The 20,040-nt window shown below is 67.2% G+C and carries 19 protein-coding genes; 18 read left to right on the top strand and 1 reads right to left on the bottom strand.

Annotation, left to right across the window (positions count from 1 at the left end):
• Window positions 1-39 precede the first annotated feature (39 nt).
• The 15 genes from ACAD63_RS19975 to ACAD63_RS19905 all read left to right on the top strand — a co-directional run bounded on the left by ACAD63_RS19975 (window position 40) and on the right by ACAD63_RS19905 (window position 15,277).
• A complete protein-coding gene (locus ACAD63_RS19975; RefSeq protein ID WP_135704420.1) occupies window positions 40-477 on the top strand; it encodes an HIT family protein in 438 nt (145 codons plus the stop codon).
• A 132-nt stretch (window positions 478-609) separates the two neighbouring features.
• Window positions 610-2,475, top strand: a complete 1,866-nt coding sequence (locus ACAD63_RS19970) for an ABC transporter ATP-binding protein/permease (protein WP_195430573.1) — start codon at window positions 610-612, stop codon at window positions 2,473-2,475.
• 95 nt (window positions 2,476-2,570) lie between these two features.
• A complete protein-coding gene (locus tag ACAD63_RS19965; protein WP_133094203.1) occupies window positions 2,571-2,996 on the top strand; it encodes a gamma-butyrobetaine hydroxylase-like domain-containing protein in 426 nt (141 codons plus the stop codon).
• Between the two features lie 30 nt (window positions 2,997-3,026).
• Window positions 3,027-3,758, top strand: a complete 732-nt coding sequence (gene ubiE / locus ACAD63_RS19960) for a bifunctional demethylmenaquinone methyltransferase/2-methoxy-6-polyprenyl-1,4-benzoquinol methylase UbiE (RefSeq protein WP_133093695.1) — start codon at window positions 3,027-3,029, stop codon at window positions 3,756-3,758.
• A 61-nt stretch (window positions 3,759-3,819) separates the two neighbouring features.
• Complete coding sequence (locus tag ACAD63_RS19955; protein WP_133093696.1) at window positions 3,820-4,791, top strand: Tim44 domain-containing protein; 972 nt, start codon at window positions 3,820-3,822, stop codon at window positions 4,789-4,791.
• Window positions 4,792-4,939: 148 nt separating this feature from the next.
• Window positions 4,940-5,608 carry a ubiquinone biosynthesis accessory factor UbiJ gene (locus ACAD63_RS19950; protein WP_135704422.1) on the top strand — a complete coding sequence of 223 codons (669 nt, stop codon included), beginning with the start codon at window positions 4,940-4,942 and terminating at the stop codon, window positions 5,606-5,608.
• A gap of 75 nt (window positions 5,609-5,683) precedes the next feature.
• The gene (ubiB, locus tag ACAD63_RS19945; protein WP_434033196.1) at window positions 5,684-7,258 is read left to right on the top strand and encodes a ubiquinone biosynthesis regulatory protein kinase UbiB; all 1,575 of its coding nucleotides are present in this window, start codon (window positions 5,684-5,686) and stop codon (window positions 7,256-7,258) included.
• Window positions 7,259-7,312: 54 nt separating this feature from the next.
• On the top strand, window positions 7,313-7,933 hold the full coding sequence (locus tag ACAD63_RS19940) for a methyltransferase domain-containing protein (RefSeq protein WP_135704424.1): 621 nt from the start codon (window positions 7,313-7,315) through the stop codon (window positions 7,931-7,933).
• A gap of 287 nt (window positions 7,934-8,220) precedes the next feature.
• Window positions 8,221-9,657, top strand: a complete 1,437-nt coding sequence (locus ACAD63_RS19935; RefSeq protein WP_135704426.1) for a sodium:solute symporter family protein — start codon at window positions 8,221-8,223, stop codon at window positions 9,655-9,657.
• Window positions 9,658-9,853: 196 nt separating this feature from the next.
• Window positions 9,854-10,192: an FmdB family zinc ribbon protein gene (locus ACAD63_RS19930; RefSeq protein WP_135704428.1), complete on the top strand. Its 339-nt coding sequence runs from the start codon at window positions 9,854-9,856 to the stop codon at window positions 10,190-10,192.
• Window positions 10,193-10,205: 13 nt separating this feature from the next.
• Window positions 10,206-10,913: a DUF502 domain-containing protein gene (locus ACAD63_RS19925; protein ID WP_133093701.1), complete on the top strand. Its 708-nt coding sequence runs from the start codon at window positions 10,206-10,208 to the stop codon at window positions 10,911-10,913.
• Between the two features lie 67 nt (window positions 10,914-10,980).
• Window positions 10,981-12,789 (top strand): aspartate--tRNA ligase, encoded by a 1,809-nt coding sequence (aspS, locus tag ACAD63_RS19920; RefSeq protein WP_133093702.1) that lies wholly within the window; start codon window positions 10,981-10,983, stop codon window positions 12,787-12,789.
• A 218-nt stretch (window positions 12,790-13,007) separates the two neighbouring features.
• Window positions 13,008-13,922, top strand: coding sequence for a hypothetical protein (locus ACAD63_RS19915; RefSeq protein ID WP_133093703.1), 915 nt, complete (start codon window positions 13,008-13,010; stop codon window positions 13,920-13,922).
• A 90-nt stretch (window positions 13,923-14,012) separates the two neighbouring features.
• Window positions 14,013-14,495 (top strand): dihydroneopterin triphosphate diphosphatase, encoded by a 483-nt coding sequence (gene nudB / locus ACAD63_RS19910; RefSeq protein ID WP_434033195.1) that lies wholly within the window; start codon window positions 14,013-14,015, stop codon window positions 14,493-14,495.
• Window positions 14,492-15,277, top strand: a complete 786-nt coding sequence (locus ACAD63_RS19905) for an endonuclease/exonuclease/phosphatase family protein (protein WP_133093705.1) — start codon at window positions 14,492-14,494, stop codon at window positions 15,275-15,277. The genes nudB and ACAD63_RS19905 overlap by 4 nt, the downstream gene beginning before the upstream one ends.
• Window positions 15,278-15,307: 30 nt before the next feature.
• Here the strand turns inward: ACAD63_RS19905 and mobB are convergent, their stop codons facing one another.
• On the bottom strand, window positions 15,308-15,817 hold the full coding sequence (mobB, locus tag ACAD63_RS19900; RefSeq protein ID WP_135704430.1) for a molybdopterin-guanine dinucleotide biosynthesis protein B: 510 nt from the start codon (window positions 15,815-15,817) through the stop codon (window positions 15,308-15,310).
• 108 nt (window positions 15,818-15,925) lie between these two features.
• Between mobB and clsB the strand changes: the two genes are divergently transcribed.
• From clsB to ACAD63_RS19885, 3 genes are all read left to right on the top strand, one after another.
• Window positions 15,926-17,221, top strand: coding sequence for a cardiolipin synthase ClsB (gene clsB / locus ACAD63_RS19895; RefSeq protein ID WP_431189899.1), 1,296 nt, complete (start codon window positions 15,926-15,928; stop codon window positions 17,219-17,221).
• 343 nt (window positions 17,222-17,564) lie between these two features.
• A complete protein-coding gene (locus tag ACAD63_RS19890) occupies window positions 17,565-18,155 on the top strand; it encodes a TetR/AcrR family transcriptional regulator (protein ID WP_063236773.1) in 591 nt (196 codons plus the stop codon).
• A gap of 76 nt (window positions 18,156-18,231) precedes the next feature.
• Window positions 18,232-20,019 (top strand): acyl-CoA dehydrogenase C-terminal domain-containing protein, encoded by a 1,788-nt coding sequence (locus ACAD63_RS19885; RefSeq protein ID WP_434033194.1) that lies wholly within the window; start codon window positions 18,232-18,234, stop codon window positions 20,017-20,019.
• Window positions 20,020-20,040: the final 21 nt, after the last annotated feature.

Below are 20,040 nucleotides of genomic sequence, written 5' to 3'. Positions count from 1 at the left end.
GAGGGGAGAAAACACGCAGCACGAAAGGTAATGCGCCGCATGATCAAGAGCCCCAACTGCCCCCTCTGCGAAACCGACGGCGGCGAACTGGTCTGGATGGGCGACCGCGCCCGCCTGATCCTGGTCGAGCATGACCGCTTTCCCGGATTCTGCCGCATCGTCTGGAACGACCACGTGGCCGAGCTGACCGACCTGGACGAGGCCGACCAGGCCTGGCTGATGCGGCTGGTGGCGCGCGTGGAGCGGGTGGTGCGCGAGGTGATGGCGCCCGACAAGGTCAACCTGGCGGCGTTCGGCAATATGGTGCCGCACCTGCACTGGCACATCGTCCCGCGCTACCGCTGGGACACGCATTTCCCCGAGGCGATCTGGGCGGCGCCGCAGCGCGCGGCGGACAGCGTGCGCGTGCAGGAGCTGGCCAGCCGGCTGCCGGCGCTGCGTACGGCACTTTCGCTGATCGAAGCCGACGACGCCTGAAGGCGGGCGCGGAACCCGCGCCGGCCAGCAACCGTCTGAATGCTGTTGCCGCCGCGGTCGCGCCCGCGCGCCGCGGCACGAGAACAACATGCCCGGCCATGCAACCCGCTGGCGGGCCAGAAAGCTGCCGCTATGTCCTCGACCCCCACTTCCGTCACCGTACCGGGCCCGGCCGTCCCGGCCAAGGCCCTCAAGATCCAGAGCCGGCTGCGCATGGCCGCGACCTGGGCGCTGATCAAGCCCTACTGGAAATCCGACGACCGCGTCGCCGGCCTCGGCCTGCTCGCGCTGGTGGTCGTGCTCAACCTGGGCATCGTCTATATCAACGTGCTGCTCAACGAATGGAACCGCGTGTTCTACAACGCGCTGGAGCAGCGCGACTACGCCTCGTTCAAGGTGCTGCTGCTGCGCTTCTCGTGGATCGCGGCGTTCTTCATCGTGGCGGCGATCTCGCGCCAGTACTACACCATGATGCTGCAGATGCGCTGGCGTACCTGGATGACCGGCCGCTTCATGGGCCACTGGCTCGGGCACCAGGCCTACTACCGCATCGAACAGACCCGCGCCACGGACAACCCCGACCAGCGGATTGCCGACGACCTGCGCCTGTTCACCGACGGCGCGCTGTCGCTGTCGCTGGGGCTGCTCAACTCGGTGGTGACCTTGCTGTCGTTCGTCGGCATCCTGTGGACGGTGTCGGGGCCGATCAGCTTTGCGCTGGGCGGCCAGGAGTGGACCATTCCCGGCTACATGGTCTGGTTCGCGGCCGGCTATGCGGTGATCGGCTCGCTGGTGGCGCACGTGGTGGGCCGCCCGCTGATCGGGCTCAACTTCCAGCAGGAACAGTACGAAGCGGACTTCCGTTTTACGCTGGTGCGCCTGCGCGAGAACAGCGAGCCGGTGGCGCTGTACCGCGGCGAGCCGACCGAGCAGGCCGGCCTGCGCGCGCGCTTCGACCGCATCCGCGCCAACTGGAACCAGCTGATGCGCTATACGCGGCGGCTGACCTTTGTCAGTTCCGGCTATGCGCAGTTCGCCATCATCTTCCCGATCCTGGTGGCGGCGCCGCGCTACTTCGCCGGCAAGATGACGCTGGGCGGACTGATGCAGACCAGTTCCGCGTTCGGGCAGGTGCAGGGGGCGCTGTCGTGGTTCGTCGACAGCTATGCCACGCTGGTGGGCTGGAAGGCCGCAGCCAACCGCCTGATCGATTTCCAGGAAGCGATCCGCGTGGCCGAGCGCCAGGACATGGCCCCCGGCGGCACGCGTGACATCGAGGTCGAGCATGCCGGCAAGCCGCAGGAGGGCATCGTGATCGACGGCCTCGCGCTGGCGCTGCCGGTGCGCGCCGCGCGCGGCAGCGCCGTCGGCCAGCGTCCGCTGGTGGCGCCGTTCTCGCTGTCGGTCGCGCCGGGCGAGCGCTGGCTGGTCAGCGGCCCGTCCGGCTGCGGCAAGAGCGTGCTGTTCCGCGCGCTCGCCGGCATCTGGCCCTATGGCAGCGGCACCGTGACCATGCCCGAGGGCAAGCGCATGCTGTTCCTGCCGCAGCGCAGCTACCTGCCGATCGGCACCCTTGCCGATGCGCTGGCCTACCCGGATGCCGGTACCGAGCACAGCTCGGAAGCCCTGCAGGCGGCGCTGCGCCAGGCGCGGCTGGCGGCGCTGGCCGACCAGCTCGACGTGTTCGACAACTGGTCGCTGCGGCTGTCGCCGGGCGAGCAGCAGCGGCTGGCGTTCGCGCGCGCGCTGCTGCAGAAGCCCGACTACCTGTTCCTGGACGAAGCCACCAGCGCGCTCGATGAAGATACCGAAGGCGTGATGTACCGGCTGATGGTGGAGTCGTTGCCGGATGCCGCCATCGTCAGCATTGCGCACCGCAGCACGGTCGCGGCCTTCCATGGCCGGCGCCTGCGCTATGTGCCGCAGGACGAGGAGGCGGCGCGGGCTGCGCAAGCCGGCGAGCCTGGGGTAAGCTATCGGGTTGTAAGCGAAGCGTGATGCGGCGCGAGGCGGCGCCTGGGGCGCCGCTCGCTCATGCCGCCGCGCCGGATTCCCCCCCCTACAGAGCGCCCGTGAACCGGGCCGCGATCATCATGGCTGGCCTGGACAAAGACACCCCCCATCCCACCGCACTGACCGTCCACACGCAATCGCGCGTGCTGGAAGTCGGCTTCGACAACGGCCGCAGCTTCCGGCTGCCGTTCGAACTGCTGCGCGTGTATTCGCCATCGGCCGAAGTGCAGGGCCATGGTCCCGGGCAGGAAATCCTGCAGACCGGCAAGCGCGACGTCGGCGTCAATGCCGTCGAGCCGGTGGGCAACTACGCCATCCTGATCCGCTTCACCGACGGCCACGACACCGGCATCTATTCGTGGGAACTGCTGTACCGGCTGGGCGACCAGCAGGACGCGCTGTGGCAGGACTACCTGAAGCGCCTGGAAACCGCCGGCGTCGATCGCGATACCCCCATGCCTGGTGCCGGCGCTGCCGGCGGCCACGGTTGCGGCCACCACCATTGAGCCGCCCCCGACCACCCTGGAGTCTGAGAAATGAGTGAAACCCACTTCGGGTTTGAGAAAGTCGACGAAACGGAAAAGGCCGGCAAGGTCGCCGGCGTGTTCCATTCGGTGGCGAGCAAGTATGACGTGATGAACGACCTGATGTCGGGCGGCATGCACCGGCTTTGGAAGATGTTCACCATCGCCCAGGCCAATGTGCGCCCCGGCCACAAGGTCCTGGACATCGCCGGCGGCACCGGCGACCTGGCCAAGGCGTTCGCCAGGCAGGCCGGCCCGACCGGCCAGGTCTGGCTGACCGACATCAACGAGTCGATGCTGCGCGTCGGCCGCGACCGGCTGCTGAACAAGGGCATCGTCACGCCGGTGGCGCTGTGCGACGCCGAGAAGATCCCGTTCCCCGACAACTACTTCGACCTCGTCACGGTGGCCTTCGGCCTGCGCAACATGACGCACAAGGAGGCCGCGCTGGCCGAGATGCGCCGCGTGGTCAAGCCCGGCGGCAAGGTCATGGTGCTGGAGTTCTCCAAGGTGTGGAAACCCCTGGAAAAGGCGTACGACGTCTATTCTTTCAAGGTACTGCCCTGGCTGGGCGAGCGCGTGGCAGGGGATGCTCCCAGCTATCGCTATCTCGCGGAATCGATCAGAATGCATCCAGACCAGGTTTCACTTGTACGCTTAATGGAACATGCGGGCCTGGAGAATGTCGAATACTTCAATCTGACGGCCGGAGTGGTGGCGCTCCACGTCGGGCGGAAGTATTAAGAACACTTGAAATCGCCATGCTCGCCCTAAAATGGGTGAATCTGACAGGGGATAACAGCATATGTCGTCAATTCGTGGAAAATTCCTGGTGGGGTCGCTGGTCACGGCGCTAGCCGTCGGGATGGCGTTCGACGCCGAGGCCAAGCGCATGGGCGGCTCGCGCAGCATTGGCAAGCAGTCTGAATCGGTGACGCAACGTCAGCAGACGCAACCCACCTCGCCCACGCAGCAAGCGCAGCAACCTGCACAGCAGGCAGCACCGGCCACGGCCGGGGCGGCCGGCGCGGCAGCGGCCGCGGCGCCCAAGCGTAACTGGGGCGGCATCCTCGGCGGCATTGCCGCCGGCCTGGGTATCGGCTGGCTGCTGTCGCACTTCGGCCTGGGCGGCGCGGCACTGAGCTTCCTGTCCAACCTGATCCTGATCGCGATCGTCGCCTTCGCGGTGATCTGGCTGATCCGCAAGTTCCGCGGTGGCAGCCAGCGCAGCCAGCAGCCGGCTTATGCAGGTGCGGCGGGTGCCGGCAATGCCGGCGGTTTGGGCCGCAGCGCCGAGCCGATGCTGCGCCAGCCGCTGAACACGCCGGCCAGCAACCCGGTGATGCCGGGCGCGGCGGCCGCGCCGGTGGCAGCTGATGCCGTGGCCCCGCAGCCGTGGGGCGTGCCGGCCGACTTCGATACCGACAACTTCCTGCGCAACGCCAAGGTCCACTTCGTGCGCCTGCAGGCGGCCTGGGACGCCGGCAATCTCGACGACATCCGCGAATTCACCACGCCGGAAATGTTCGCCGAGATCAAGATGGACCTGTCCGAGCGCGGCGCCGAGGTCAACAAGACCGACGTGGTCACGCTGGAAGGCCAGCTGCTCGGCATCGAGTCGACGCCGTCGCAGCATATCGCCAGCGTGCGCTTCTCCGGCATGATCCGCGAGAAGGCGGGCGAGGCGGCGCAGCCGTTCGCCGAGGTCTGGAACCTGGCCAAGCCGGCGACCGGCACCGGCGGCTGGCTGCTGGCCGGCATCCAGCAGGAGTCGTGATGCCGCGCCTCCGTGGCGAGTGATGCGCCCGGGGGAGTAGCTTAGAATGGAGGCCCACGTGAAAGCGTGGGCCTTTTTGTATTTGGGCGCCTGGCGTGCAACCTCGCCGGATGCCCGCATGTCTTCCAGCCAGCCAACCCGCGCTGCCATGAACACTCTGCCTTCCGCCCTGGCCACTCCAGCAGTCTCGGCACTGAACCACCTGCTCGAGCAGGAGCCGTGGGCCCGCAACCAGCTCGCGCCGTTTGCCGGGCGCGTGATCCGCTTCGATGCAGCCGCCTTCGTGCTGTCGCTGAAGGTGACCGAGCACGGTGGCACCGAGCTGGCGCCGGAAGCCGAGGCCCCCGCGGTGACGCTGCGCGTGCCGGTGCAGCAGTGGCCGCTGGTTGCCGCCGATGTCGCCGAGGGCGGCCAGGCCGCGGCCATGCGCCATGTGCGCATCGAAGGCGATGCCGAACTGGCCAATACCGTGTCGGCGCTGGCCCGCAACCTGCGCTGGGATGCCGAGGAAGACCTGTCCCTCGCGCTGCGCGGCATCCTGGGCGGGCCGCTCAGCGACAGCGTGGCGCAGCGCGTGGTCGGCGGCGCGCGCCAGGTCCACGAACAGGCTACGCGCATCGGCCGTGCACTGGTCGACAACGTTACGGATTACCTGCTGGACGAGCAGCCGACGCTGGTGCGCCACGCCGCGCTGGATGCCTTCGGCGCCGACGTGGGCCAGCTGCGCGACAGCCTGGCCCGGCTGGAGAAGCGGCTGGAAAAGCTCGAGCGCGCCAACCCCGCCGCACCCGGCCAACTGCCGTCGCCGCACCGCTGAGTCCGGCCCCGGCCGCATCCACCCCATGCCAACCGCTAACCTGACTGCCCGCCCCGGCCCCGAGAAGACTCCCGAATGACCCGCCTCCTGCGCCTTGGCAAGATCCTCTTCGTCATCCTTTACTACGGCCTGGACGAGCTGGTGCTGTCCGGCTTCAGCAACCGCAAGATCCGTTTCCTGGTGCGCGTCATCACCATCGGCCGCAAGCTCGAAATGCCGCGTGGCGAGCGCCTGCGGCGCGCGCTGACGGCGCTGGGACCGATCTTCGTCAAATTCGGCCAGGTCCTGTCGACGCGCCGCGACCTGATGCCGCCCGATATTGCCGACGAGCTGGCCAAGCTGCAGGACCAGGTGCCGCCGTTCGACTCGGCGGTGGCGGTCAGGATCATCGAGCGCTCGCTGGGTCGGCCGATCGCCCAGCTGTTCGACACCTTCGAGCACCAGCCGGTGGCCAGCGCGTCGATCGCGCAAGTCCACTTCGCCACGCTCAAGGGCGGCCCCAACCACGGCCGCGAGGTCGCGGTGAAGGTGCTGCGCCCGGGCATGCTGCCGGTGATCGACAGCGACCTGGCGCTGATGCGCGACATGGCCACCTGGCTGGAGCGCTTCTGGGCCGACGGCAAGCGCCTGAAGCCGCGCGAGGTGGTGGCCGAGTTCGACAAATACCTGCACGACGAACTCGACCTGATGATCGAGGCGGCCAACGCCAGCCAGCTGCGCCGCAACTTTGCCGACACCAACCTGCTGCTGGTGCCCGAGGTGTTCTGGGACTGGTGCAGCAGCTCGGTGTTCGTGATGGAGCGCATGCATGGCATCCCGATCTCGCGCACCGAATCGCTCAAGGCGGCCGGCGTCGACATGCACCAGCTGGCCGAGGAGGGCGTCGAGATCTTCTTCACCCAGGTGTTCCGCGACGGCTTCTTCCATGCCGACATGCACCCGGGCAACATCCTGGTGTCGGTGCAGCCGGAGTCCTTCGGCCGCTACATCGCGCTGGACTTCGGCATCGTCGGCGCGCTGTCTGAGTTCGACAAGAACTACCTGGCGCAGAACTTCATCGCCTTTTTCCGCCGCGACTACCACCGCGTGGCGCTGCTGCACGTGGAATCCGGCTGGGTCCCGCCCGAGACCCGCGTGGAAGAGCTGGAAAGCGCGGTGCGCGCCTGCTGCGAGCCGTACTTCGACAAGCCGCTGAAGGAAATCTCGCTGGGCATGGTGCTGATGCGCCTGTTCCAGACCTCGCGCCGCTTCAATGTCGAGATCCAGCCGCAGCTGGTGCTGCTGCAGAAGACGCTGCTCAATATCGAAGGACTGGGCCGCCAGCTCGATCCGGACCTGGACCTGTGGAAGACCGCCAAGCCGTTCCTGGAGCGCTGGATGTACGAGCAGGTAGGCTGGAAGGGCGCCTGGGAGCGGGTCAAGGTGGAAGCCCCGCAGTGGGCCAAGATGCTGCCGGACTTCCCGCGGCTGGCGCACCAGTTCCTGGAGCGGCGCGCGCTGGCCGGCAACGGCGAGCAGGACAAGCTGCTGGCGCAGCTGGTGGCCGAGCAGCGCCGCACCAACCGGCTGCTGGGCACGGCGCTGCTGCTGGTCGGCGGCTTTGTCGCCGGCATCGTGCTGACGCACGTGCTGGCGTGGGGCGGCTACTGACAAGCGACCCGCTATATAAGTAAGAGTAAGCAGGCAAACGAGGAGACAGTCCCCATGGCCGACGTGCCCAAGCCCGCCCCGGCGTTCAGCACGCGCAACGCCGCCGACCCGTCATTCTGGGACGAGCGCTTCGCGCAGCACTTCACGCCCTGGGACGCAGGCGGCGTGCCGGAGGAGTTCCGCCAGTTCATCGCCGGCCGCGCGCCGTGCCCGACGCTGGTGCCGGGCTGCGGCAACGGCTGGGAGGCAGCGTGGCTGTTCGAGCAGGGCTGGCCGGTGACGGCAATCGATTTTTCGGCGCAGGCGGTGGTCTCGGCCAAACGCGCGCTGGGTCCGGCCGGGGCGGTGGTGCAGCAGGCTGATTTCTTCGCCTTCACGCCCCAGCCGCCATGCCAGCTGGTCTACGAGCGTGCCTTCCTGTGCGCGCTGCCGCCGGCGATGCGGGGCGCCTATGCCGTCCGCGTGGCCGAGTTGCTGCCGCCGGGCGGCTTGCTGGCTGGCTACTTCTACGTGGGCGAGAACCGCGGCGGACCGCCCTTCGCGATGCCCGAGGCCGAGCTGGCGGCTCTGCTGGGAACCGCTTTCGAGCGCCTGGAAGACCGGCCCTCGGCCGCGCCGCTGCCCGTGTTCCAGGGGCAGGAGCGCTGGCAGGTGTGGCGGCGGCTGGGCGGCTGAGCGTTCGCTCCCAGCCGTTGTGGCGCTCCGGATGCACCCGCGTGGCGCATTTGCCCCACCCGGGAATTTTTTTGTCCCGCGCCGGTCTGCGTCGCTATAATCCGCGTTTTGATTCGGCTACGACCGCAGGCCCTGCCGCGCGCTCCCGCTCCGGGAACTCGCCAAGAAGCTCCTCACGCGGCCCCGACCGATGAATTGGACTCCGGGCAGGCGCACCTGACGTATCACGCAAGCCGCCCCGGCATTCGGTTTTTCGCCACAAGGGCACTTTCTGCATAGGCAGCGGCATGCTGATCTGGTTCGTCATCATCTACTGGGTAATCTCGGTCGGCATCGGCCTGTGGGCGGCGCTGCGCGTACGCAACACCACCGATTTCGCCGTCGCCGGGCGCAGCCTGCCGTTCCACATCGTCACCGCCACCGTCTTCGCCACCTGGTTCGGCTCCGAGACCGTGCTGGGCATCCCGGCCGTGTTCCTTAAGGAGGGGCTGTCGGGGGTGGTGTCCGACCCGTTCGGCTCGTCGCTGTGCCTGATCCTGGTGGGCCTGTTCTTCGCCCGGCCGCTGTACCGGATGAACCTGCTGACCATCGGCGACTACTACCACAACCGCTACGGCCGGCTGGCCGAGGTGCTGACCACGCTGTGCATCGTGGTCTCGTACCTGGGCTGGGTCGCGGCGCAGATCAAGGCGCTGGGGCTGGTGTTCTATACGGTCTCGGACGGCGCGCTGTCGCAGGAGGCCGGCATGATGATCGGCGCTGCCAGCGTGCTGGTCTATACGCTGTTCGGCGGCATGTGGTCGGTGGCGATCACCGACTTTATCCAGATGATCATCATCGTGATCGGCATGGTGTATATCGGCTACGAAGTCAGCGGCCAGGCCGGCGGCGTCACGGCGGTGGTGTCGCACGCGGCCGCGGCGGGCAAGTTCGAGTTCCTGCCGGCGCTGGATTTCGTGCAGATCATCGGCTTTGCCGCGGCGCTGTTCACCATGATGCTGGGCTCGATCCCGCAGCAGGACGTGTTCCAGCGGGTGACTTCGTCGCGCACCGAGCAGATCGCCGGGCGCGCCTCGGTGCTGGGCGGCGTGCTGTATTTCTGCTTCGCCTTTATCCCGATGTTCCTGGCGTATTCGGCCACGCTGATCGATCCGGGCATGGTGGCCAAGTACATCGACACCGATTCGCAGCTGATCCTGCCGCAACTGATCCTGCAGCATGCCCCGATGTTCGCCCAGGTGATGTTCTTCGGCGCGCTGCTGTCGGCGATCAAGAGCTGCGCCTCGGCGACGCTGCTGGCGCCGTCGGTGACCTTTGCCGAGAACATCCTGCGCCCGTACTTTCGCCATCTCGACGACAAGCAGTTCCTGCGCGTGATGCAGAGCGTGGTGCTGGTGTTCACCACGCTGGTGACGCTGTTCGCGCTGAACTCGCACCTGTCGATCTTCCATATGGTCGAAAATGCCTACAAGGTCACGCTGGTGTCGTCCTTCGTGCCGCTGGCCTTCGGCATGTTCTGGAAGCACGCCACCCGCCAGGGCGGCCTGGCCGCGATCCTGCTGGGCCTGACCTCGTGGCTCACCTGCGAGGTCGCCTTCGCCGATGCGGTGGTCCCGCCGCAAATGGTAGGCCTGATGTTCTCGATCAGCGGCATGGTGGTCGGCTCGCTGCTGCCGCAGTGGATCGCGGATCACGCGCCGGTCAAGGAAGTGCATATCGCCTGACCTGGCGCCTCGCCACTCCCAAGGCAGGGCCCCGATAGCCCTCCATTTCCGGTCATCAGCCAGCCACAGAACGGTTTATAATTCAAGGCTTTGCATCGCCATGCGGGGCGGCGCGCGCGGGTTTCCGCGCTCTCCGGCACCGGCGGCGATGCCCGCCTTTGTACCGATTTCCGTAGTTTTCTCGCCAAAAGACACCATGCCGATCTATGCCTACCGTTGCGACGCCTGCGGCCACGGGCGCGATGTGCTGCAAAAAATGAGCGACGCCCCGCTGACGGACTGCCCGTCGTGCGGCGCCGCCGGTTCGTTCAAGAAGCAGCTGACCGCGGCCGGCTTCCAGCTCAAGGGCTCGGGCTGGTACGTGACCGACTTCCGCGGCGGCAGCGGCGGCACCAGCGCGCCGGCCGCGGGCGGTGCGGCTGCCGGCGCGGCAGCGGCCAGCGCCCCGGCCGCCGCCGAATCGTCTTCGGCCAGCACCACCGCCGCCGCCGCGCCTGCCGCCGGCGGTTGCGGCAGCGCCTGCGCCTGCCACTGATCCGGATCGCCACGTGGTCGCCAAGAAGACTTCCGCCCTCAAGACCTGGTTCCTAACCGGTCTGCTGGTGCTGGTGCCGCTGGGCATCACGCTGTGGGTGCTCAGCCTGATCATCGGCACGATGGACCAGAGCCTGGCACTGCTGCCCGAGGCCTGGCGCCCGGACCGGCTCATGTTCGGCAAGCGCGTCACCGGCCTCGGCGCCATCCTGACGCTGCTGTTCATCCTGCTGGTCGGCCTGCTGGCGCATAACTTCATCGGTCAGCGCCTGGTGCGCTGGTGGGAAGCGCTGCTGGGCCATATCCCCGTGGTCGGCCCGATCTACACCAGCGTCAAGCAGGTGTCGGACACGCTGCTGTCGTCGTCGGGCAATGCTTTCCGCAAGGCGCTGCTGGTGCAGTATCCGCGCGAGGGCTCGTGGACCATCGCCTTCCTGACCGGCCGCCCCGGCGGCGACGTGCAGAACCACCTGCAGGGCGAGTACGTCAGCGTCTACGTGCCGACCACGCCGAATCCGACTTCGGGCTTCTTCCTGATGATGCCCAAGGCCGACACCATCGAACTCGACATGACCGTCGATGCCGCGCTCAAGTACATCGTCTCGATGGGCGTGGTGGCGCCGGCCGAGCTGCCCCGCAAGAGCGATAGCGCGCCGCCGCCGCAGCGGCCGCCGGCCAGCCGCGCCAGCAGCGGGGAAGCGGTCGAGACGACCGATCCTTAAGCATTCAAACAGATACGAGCCGCCCGATCTGCTTCGGGCGGCAGCGTTTTACCGGGAATCTCTCCTTATGTCCTCCATGCGTACTCACTACTGCGGTCTGGTGACCGAACAATTCTCGGGCCAGGAAGTGGCCCTGACCGGCTGGGTCCAGCGCCGCCGCGACCATGGCGGCGTGATCTTCATCGACCTGCGCGACCGCGAAGGCCTGGTGCAGGTGGTGTGTGACCCGGACCGCCCCGAGATGTTCAAGGCCGCGGAAGAGATCCGCAACGAGTTCTGCATTCGCGTCACCGGCAAGGTGCGTCCGCGCCCGGCCGGCACCGAGAACGCCAACCTGACCTCGGGCAAGATCGAAGTGCTGTGCCACGAGCTGACCGTGCTGAACCCGTCGGTCACGCCCCCGTTCCAGCTCGACGACGACAACCTGTCGGAAACCACCCGCCTGACGCACCGCGTGCTGGACCTGCGCCGCCCGCAGATGCAGTACAACCTGCGCCTGCGCTACAAGGTGGCGATGGAAGTGCGCAAGTTCCTGGACGCCCAGGGCTTCATCGACATCGAGACCCCGATGCTGGGCAAGAGCACGCCCGAAGGCGCGCGCGACTACCTGGTGCCGTCGCGCGTGAACCCGGGCCACTTCTTCGCGCTGCCGCAGTCGCCGCAGATCTTCAAGCAGATGCTGATGGTCTCGGGCTTCGACCGCTACTACCAGATCACCAAGTGCTTCCGCGACGAAGACCTGCGCGCGGATCGCCAGCCTGAATTTACGCAGATCGACTGCGAGACCTCGTTCCTGACCGAGCAGGAGATCCGCGACCTGTTCGAGGACATGATGCGCACGGTGTTCAAGAACGCCATCGATGTCGACCTGGACGCCAAGTTCCCGGTGATGGAGTTCCGCGAAGCCATGGCCCGCTTCGGCTCGGACAAGCCTGACCTGCGCGTCAAGCTGGAATTCACCGAGCTGACGGAAGTGATGAAGGACGTCGATTTCAAGGTGTTCTCGGGCCCGGCCAACAGCGACAACGGCCGCGTGGTCGGCCTGCGCGTGCCGGGCGGCGGCGCCATCTCGCGTGGCGAGATCGACGCCTACACCCAGTTTGTCGGCATCTACGGCGCCAAGGGCCTGGCCTGGATCAAGGTCAACGAAGTGGCCAAGGGCCGCGACGGCCTGCAGTCGCCGATCGTCAAGAACCTGCACGACGCTGCCATTGCCGAGATCCTGAAGCGCACCGGCGCCCAGGACGGCGACATCATCTTCTTCGGCGCCGACAAGGCCAAGGTGGTCAACGACTCGATCGGCGCGCTGCGCCTGAAGATCGGCCACTCCGACTTCGGCAAGGCCAATGGCCTGTTCGAGGACGCCTGGAAGCCGCTGTGGGTGGTGGACTTCCCGATGTTCGAGTACGACGAGGAAGACGCCCGCTGGGTCGCCATGCACCACCCGTTCACCAGCCCCAAGGACGAGCACCTGGAATACCTGGAGACCGACCCGGGCAAGTGCCTGGCCAAGGCCTACGACATGGTGCTGAACGGCTGGGAAATGGGCGGCGGCTCGGTCCGTATCTTCCGCTCGGACATCCAGAGCAAGGTGTTCCGCGCGCTCAACATCAACGACGAGGAAGCCCGCGCCAAGTTCGGCTACCTGCTGGACGCGCTGCAGTACGGCGCGCCCCCGCACGGCGGCCTGGCCTTCGGCCTGGACCGTATCGTGACCATGATGGCCGGCGCCGACTCGATCCGCGACGTGATCGCCTTCCCCAAGACCCAGCGCGCCCAGGACCTGCTGACCCAGGCCCCGAGCTCGGTCGACGAGAAGCAGCTGCGCGAGCTGCACATCCGCCTGCGCGCTGCGGAACCGAAGCCGAACGCCTGAGTTGCTGTGCCTCCCGGGTAAAGAAAGCCGCGCCGATGCGCGGCTTTTTTGCTTTCTGCGCAATACCGCGCCCGCGGTGCCGCCTGCAGCGCTTTGGTTTCGATTTGTTACCGCTAGGAACGAAGCCCGCGACGGCCGTGTCTCCTTTCTTTGACACGTAATTTGCCGAGGGGCCTCCGCGATGAAGGTTCCCGGCGCTCGGGAGGAAATTCGTGAACATGAATCTGGATACCGAACTGATCCGCCAGTTCCTGCTGGCTCACCAGGAAACCATCGTGACCTGGCTGGTGGCCGGGCTGGTAATGATGCTGCTGGCCCGCTTCGAGCTGCGCCGCGCCCAGCGCCGCGCGGCGGTGGCCATGTCCGAATCGGTGGCTACCACGGTGGCCGCCTGCGTGCCGGATATCGCTCATGCCGTGCAGGCGGCGTCGCCGCAGCCGCTGGCCGAACCGGTCGAGATGCAGCGTGCCGAAGCGCTGCGCCGGCTGGCGCTGGACACCGTCGGCGCGGTCATGACACGCGGGCGCTGGCTCGATGAGCTGGGCAACCTGCGCCTGGCGGACGACGCGCTGCTCGACGGCCAGCGTGCCGGCGGCGCTGACCCGCTGCTGGTTGTGGCGCCGCAGCCGTCGGTGCAGGCCTACCTGGCGGCCCAGCGCGTGTTCGAGGACGAGGCCGCGCAGGTGCAGGCGCTGCGCCGCGATGCCCAGCGCCACCAGGAAGCGCTGCAGGCGCTTGACGCCGAGGCCGCCCATATCGAGCAGGAAACCGGCAGCATCGTGCTGCGCTTCGAGCAGGTCAATGCGCAGGCTGCCCAGGGCGTCGATGGCGGCGACTACCAGCGCTTCCTGATCCAGAAGTACAACGCCCTTGGCCAGCGTGAGAAGGACATCGCACAGGAGCGCGTACACCTGCAGGCCCAGGCGCGGCTGAGCGCCGACGTGCTGGCCGAGCGCGCCCGCTCTGCCTCGCGGCGCTACCGCGAGTCGCTGGCGCCGCTGATGGACCAGCTGCGTGCCGCCTGGGGCCATGGCGACTCGCCGCAGGTGTTCGATACCTGGCAGCATCAAGGCACCGGGCAGGGCACCGAGCCGTACCTGGCGCCCCACGCCTCCGCGCGCAACGCAGCCTGAGACAGGGGCCATCGGTCCCGGGGACCGCGCTTTCGCGTGGCAAGCGCGCGCGGCTGCGCTATCCTTGGGTTTGTCCTTTCGCCCAGTCCCATGCCCTACAAGATTCCGGAATCCGTGCTGGTCGTGATCTACACGCCAGATCTTCAAGTCTTGCTGCTGGAACGCGCCGATCGCCCGGGGTTCTGGCAGTCCGTGACCGGCAGCCTCGATACCCTGGACGAACCCCTGGCATTGACCGCCGCACGCGAGGTGGCGGAGGAAACCGGCATCATTACCGGCGAGCACCTGCTGGCCGACTGGGGCCATTCGATCCAGTACGAGATCTACCCGCAGTGGCGGCACCGCTACGCCGAAGGCGTCACGCGCAATACCGAGCACTGGTTCGGCCTGCGCGTGCATGAAGCGTTGCCGGTGATGCTGGCGCCACGCGAGCACCTGCAATACAAGTGGCTGCCGTGGGAGCAGGCCGCCGCCCAATGCTTCTCCAGCAGCAATGCCGAAGCCATCCGCCAGCTGGCCTGGCGCGCGGCCGGTGCCGCCGGGCAGCAGGCGCTATGCGGAGCGCAGCCATGAAACTGCGCGTGGTCACCTACAACATCCACAAGGGGGTGACCGGCCTGTCGCGGCGCCCGCGCATCCAGAACGTGCGGGCCGGCCTGCATGCGATGGATGCGGACATCGTCTTCCTGCAGGAAGTGCAGGACCGCAACGACCGCCTGGTGGCGGCGGCGCTGTTCGATCCCGACCATACCCAGCTCAACTACCTGGCGACCGATGCGTATCCGCATTCGGTCTACGGGCGCAACGCGGTTTATGACTACGGCCATCACGGCAACGCGATCCTGTCGCGCCATCCGATCCTGATGTCCGAAAACCTCGACATTTCCGACCACCGCTTCGAACAGCGCGGACTGCTGCATGCGGTGGCGGACATCAACGGCATCGAGACCCACCTGATCTGCGTGCATTTCGGCCTGTTCGCCCGCAGCCGCGCCCGCCAGGCCGAGGCGCTGGTCGAGCGCGTGCGCAACGTGGTGCCCGAGGGGGTGCCGCTGGTGATCGCCGGCGACTTCAACGACTGGAACCACCGGCTCGATGCGCAGATCTGCAATACGCTGCATGCGGTGGAGGCGTCGCACGCGCGCGGCGCGCGGCTGCATACGTTCCCGAGCCATATGCCGTGGTGGCAGCTGGACCGGATCTACGTGCGCGGCTTCGAGATCGAGCGCGCGCACGCGCTGACCGGGCGGGACTGGGCGCAGCGGTCGGACCATGTGCCGCTGGTGGCGGAACTGGGTCGTGCGCACAAGGAGGCTGTGGAAGCGGCGGCCGAGCAGCGGGACAAGGCTGCCTGAGGCAGTCGCGCAGGCCGCGTCGGGGAACAGCTAGCGGCTCGAATAGTCGCGGATAAAGGCGAACACCGCATCCGGATCGTTCAAATCCAGCACCGGCAACGACGTCATCGCCGCGGTGCCCGCGACATCTTCACTAGCCACCGCCACCACCCCCGGTACTTCGTCCCACAGCGGCGCACGCCCCAGCCCGGGCCGGAACACCTCCAGCTTTGGAAAATCGCTGCGCTTGTAGCCCTCCACCAGCACCAGGTCGATGTCGGCCGGCAGCACCGCCAGCGCGTCGTCCAGCTCCGGCGAAGGCACTGCCTCGGGATAGTGTCGCATCAACGTCAGGTGGCGCGCGCCGACCAGCACCACGTTGGCGCAGCCGGCCTCGCGCATGCGCCAGGAGTCCTTGCCCGGCGTGTCGGGATCGAAGCCGTGGTGGGTGTGCTTGACGCCGGCCACGCGCACGCCGGCGGCGACAAAGCGGGGGATCAGCTGGTCGAGCAGCGTGGTCTTGCCGCTGCCGGACGAGCCGGTGATGCCGAATACCTTCACGATCAGGATCCGTGGGGGGCGCGTCGATGATGGCAACGACGATAGCAGAGATCCGCCCACATGTGCACGGGGCGCCTTCCGGACAGCATTCTGTCCGATAATCTCGGCATGTCACGGATATCCCACTCCGAGCGGCCGCATGTGACCGCCGCTGGCACTGCCGAAAACACTGCCGACGGGCAACGCCATCGCATGCTGCGCTGGACATGGCGCCGCGGCAAGCCGACCAGCGGCAACACCGTGCGCCTGCTGCACGGCGGCCAGGACTTCTTTCCCGCGCTGATCGAAGCGATCGACCAGGCCGCTTTCCAGGTAGTGCTGGAAACCTACATCTATGCCGACGACGACATTGGCCGCGCCGTCAGCGAAGCGCTGGTACGTGCCGCCGCGCGCGGCGTCTCGGTTCGCGTCACCGTCGACGGCTTCGGCGCCGGCGACATGCCCGCCGCCATGGCCGAGCGCCTGAGCGGTGGCGGCGTACAGCTGCGCGTCTACCGCAAGCTGCACGGCTTCCGGCTGGCCCGGCGCCACCTGCGCCGGCTGCACCGCAAGCTGGCGGTGATCGACGGGCAGGTGGCCTTCGTCGGAGGCATCAACATCATCGACGACCTCAACCACGGCCCGTTCGAAGGCACCAACCTGGGACCGCGCTACGACTTCGCGGTGCAGGTCAGCGGCCCGCTGGTGGACCGCATCGCGCTGACCGCCGAACGGCTCTGGTGGCGCCTGGCGCTGCGCGACACGTACGGCAGCGGCCGCGCCGCAGCGGTGGCCGACTACCCGCTGCTGACCGACCTGCCACCCCGTGCCGAGCCCACCGGCGGCGTGCGGGCCGCGCTGCTGCTGCGCGACAACCTGCGCAACCGCCGCACCATCGAGCGCGAATACCTGCGCGCGCTCGGCGCCGCGCGCCATGATGTGATCCTGGCCAACGCCTACTTCCTGCCCGGCCACAAGATGCGCCGCGCGCTGCTGGCCTGCCGCGCGCGCGGCGTGCGCGTGCGGCTGCTGCTGCAGGGCATGGTCGAATACCGGCTGCAGCACTACGCCACGCACGCGCTCTATGCCTCCCTGCTGGAAGCCGGCGTGGAGATCTACGAGTACGCAGAGAGCTTCCTGCACGCCAAGGTCGGCGTGGTCGACGAAGCGTGGGCCACCGTGGGTTCGAGCAATATGGACCCGTTCAGCCTGCTGCTGGCGCGCGAAGCCAACGTGGCCGTTTATGATGCTGCCTTTGCCGCGGAACTGCGCACGGCGCTGGAAAGCGCCATTGCGCACCGCAGCGTGCGCGTCATGCCGGAAGCCCATGCACGGCGCTCGCCGCTGCACCGGCTGGCGAACTGGACCGCGTACATGCTGCTGCGGCTCGGCGTGATCATCGCCGGCGTCACGGGGCGCTACTGAAACGGTTGCCACTGTCCGTTTGCTGCCATGCGGCAACGCACGGCTTGCGAGCCGTTGCGTCGCCTTGCGTGACGGGCATGCTGCATTGCGGCCCATTTAGAAACACGGGTCTAATTAAAAGCTTGAAGGTCGACTGCTGCGCCAGAATAATCTGAACGACCGTTCTTTTTTGGCTTAGACTGCGTGCATTCGCGGTATGCAGCGGCAAATTCGCCAGCTTCCGCAAACAAAATGCAACGTCAGGGTCATACGCACAGGCCGCAGCAGGGCCTTTGCAGAACGGAGAAATAACATGCGACACCAGTCAGCCCGTCTCGAATCCGCCGCCGCCTCCCCCGCGCCCATGCGCAAGGGTGAAATGACGCGCGTGGCAATTCTGGATGCCGCACTGGAACTGTCGTCCCGCGACGGGCTTGAGGGTCTGACCATCGGCCTGCTCGCGGAACGGATGCAGATGAGCAAGAGCGGCGTCTTCGCGCACTTCGGTTCGCGCGAAGACCTGCAGGTGGAGGTGGTGCGGGAGTATCACCGCAGGTTCGAGCAGGAGGTGTTCTACCCTTCGCTGCAGGAGCCGCGCGGACTGCCCCGGCTGTGGTCGATGGTGCGGCGCTGGATGGAGAAGCGCATCCAGGAAGTGACGACTGGGTGTATCTACATCAGCGGCGCCGTGGAGTACGACGACCGTACCGGCAGCCTGGTGCGTGACGAGCTGGTCAAGAGCGTCACCATCTGGCGGGCAGCGCTGAATCGCGCCATCGACCAGGCCAAGGAAGAGGGCCATTTGCGCGCGGATTGCGATCCGCGCCTGATGCTGTTCGAGATGTATAGCCTTGAACTAGGCTTGCATCATGACGCCCGTTTCCTGCGCCTGCCTGACAGTGCCGAGCTTGCCATGGTCGCGCTCAACAAACTGATTCAGTCTTACCGTACCTGAGGCCGTCGGGTCGGACCGGATCGCGACAAGCGAGGCGGGCGGCGTGGCGGCATCGTATAACTCCAAGGAGTCTCTGATGGGCCAGTACACCGCACCGTTGCGCGACATGCAGTTCGTGCTCCATGAACTGCTCGGCGCCGAAGCCGAACTCAAGGCGATGCCGCCGCACGCGGACATCGACGCGGACACCATCAACCAGGTCATCGAGGAAGCCGGCAAGTTCTGCTCGGACGTGGTGTTCCCGCTCAACCAGGTGGGCGACCGCGAGGGCTGCACCTATGTCGGCGACGGCGTGGTCAAGGCCCCCACCGGCTTCAAGGAGGCCTACCAGCAGTACGTCGAGGCCGGCTGGCCGGCGCTGGCGTGCGACCCGGCCTTCGGTGGCCAGGGCCTGCCGATCGTGGTCAACAACGTGGTCTACGAGATGCTGAACTCGGCCAACCAGGCGTGGACCATGTACCCGGGCCTGTCGCACGGCGCCTATGAGGCGCTGCATGCGCACGGCACGCCGGAGTTGCAGCAGGCCTACCTGCCCAAGCTGGTGTCCGGCGTCTGGACCGGCACCATGTGCCTGACCGAGCCGCATTGCGGCACCGACCTGGGCATCCTGCGCACCAGGGCCGAGCCGCAGGCCGACGGCTCCTATCTGATCACCGGCACCAAGATCTTCATCTCCGCCGGCGAGCACGACCTGGCCGAAAACATCATCCACCTGGTGCTGGCCCGCCTGCCGGACGCGCCCGGCGGCACCAAGGGCATCTCGCTGTTCGTGGTGCCCAAGTTCATCCCCGATGCCAGCGGCAACCCGGGCGAGCGCAACGGCATCCAGTGCGGCTCGATCGAGCACAAGATGGGCATCCACGGCAACGCCACCTGCGTGATGAACCTGGACGGCGCGCGCGGCTGGCTGGTGGGCGAGGCCAACAAGGGCCTGAACGCCATGTTCGTGATGATGAACGCCGCGCGCCTGGGCGTGGGCGCGCAGGGCCTGGGCCTGACCGAGGTGGCGTACCAGAACTCGGTCGCCTACGCCAAGGACCGCCTGCAGATGCGCGCGCTGACCGGCCCGAAGGCGCCGGAAAAGGCCGCCGACCCGATCATCGTGCACCCCGACGTGCGCCGCATGCTGCTGACCCAGCGCGCCTACGCCGAAGGCGGTCGCGCCTTCAGCTACTGGACCGCGCTGCAGATCGACCGCGAACTGTCGCACCCGGACGAAGCCGTGCGCAAGCAGGCCGGCGACCTGGTCGCGCTGCTGACGCCGGTGATCAAGGCCTTCCTGACCGACAACGCCTTCACCTCGACCAACGAAGGCATGCAGGTGTTCGGTGGCCACGGCTACATCTCCGAATGGGGCATGGAGCAATACGTGCGCGACGCCCGCATCAACATGATCTACGAAGGCACCAACACGATCCAGTCGCTGGACCTGCTGGGCCGCAAGATCCTGGGCGACATGGGCGCCAAGATGAAGGCCTTCGGCAAGATCGTGCAAGAGTTCGTGGAAGCAGAGGGCACCAACGAAGCCATGCAGGAGTTCGTCAACCCGCTGGCCGACCTGGGCGACAAGGTGCAGAAGCTGACCATGGAAATCGGCATGAAGGCGATGGGCAACGCCGACGAGGTAGGCGCTGCCGCGGTGCCATACCTGCGCGTGGTGGGCCACCTGGTGTTCTCGTACTTCTGGGCGCGGATGGCCAAGATCGCGCTGGAGAAGGAAGCCAGCGGCGACAGATTCTACACCGCCAAGCTGGCTACGGCGCGCTTCTACTTTGCCAAGCTGCTGCCTGAAACCGCCGGCGAGATCCGCAAGGCGCGCGCGGGTTCGGCTTCGCTGATGGCGCTGGACGCGGATTTGTTCTGATTCGTTGAGGCGGCTTTCCAT

Source organism: Cupriavidus sp. a3, assembly GCF_051015765.1.
GTDB lineage: Bacteria > Pseudomonadota > Gammaproteobacteria > Burkholderiales > Burkholderiaceae > Cupriavidus > Cupriavidus oxalaticus_A.
The sequence above is the reverse complement of the archived record's forward strand: the minus strand, read 5'-3'. Positions and strand labels throughout refer to the sequence as shown.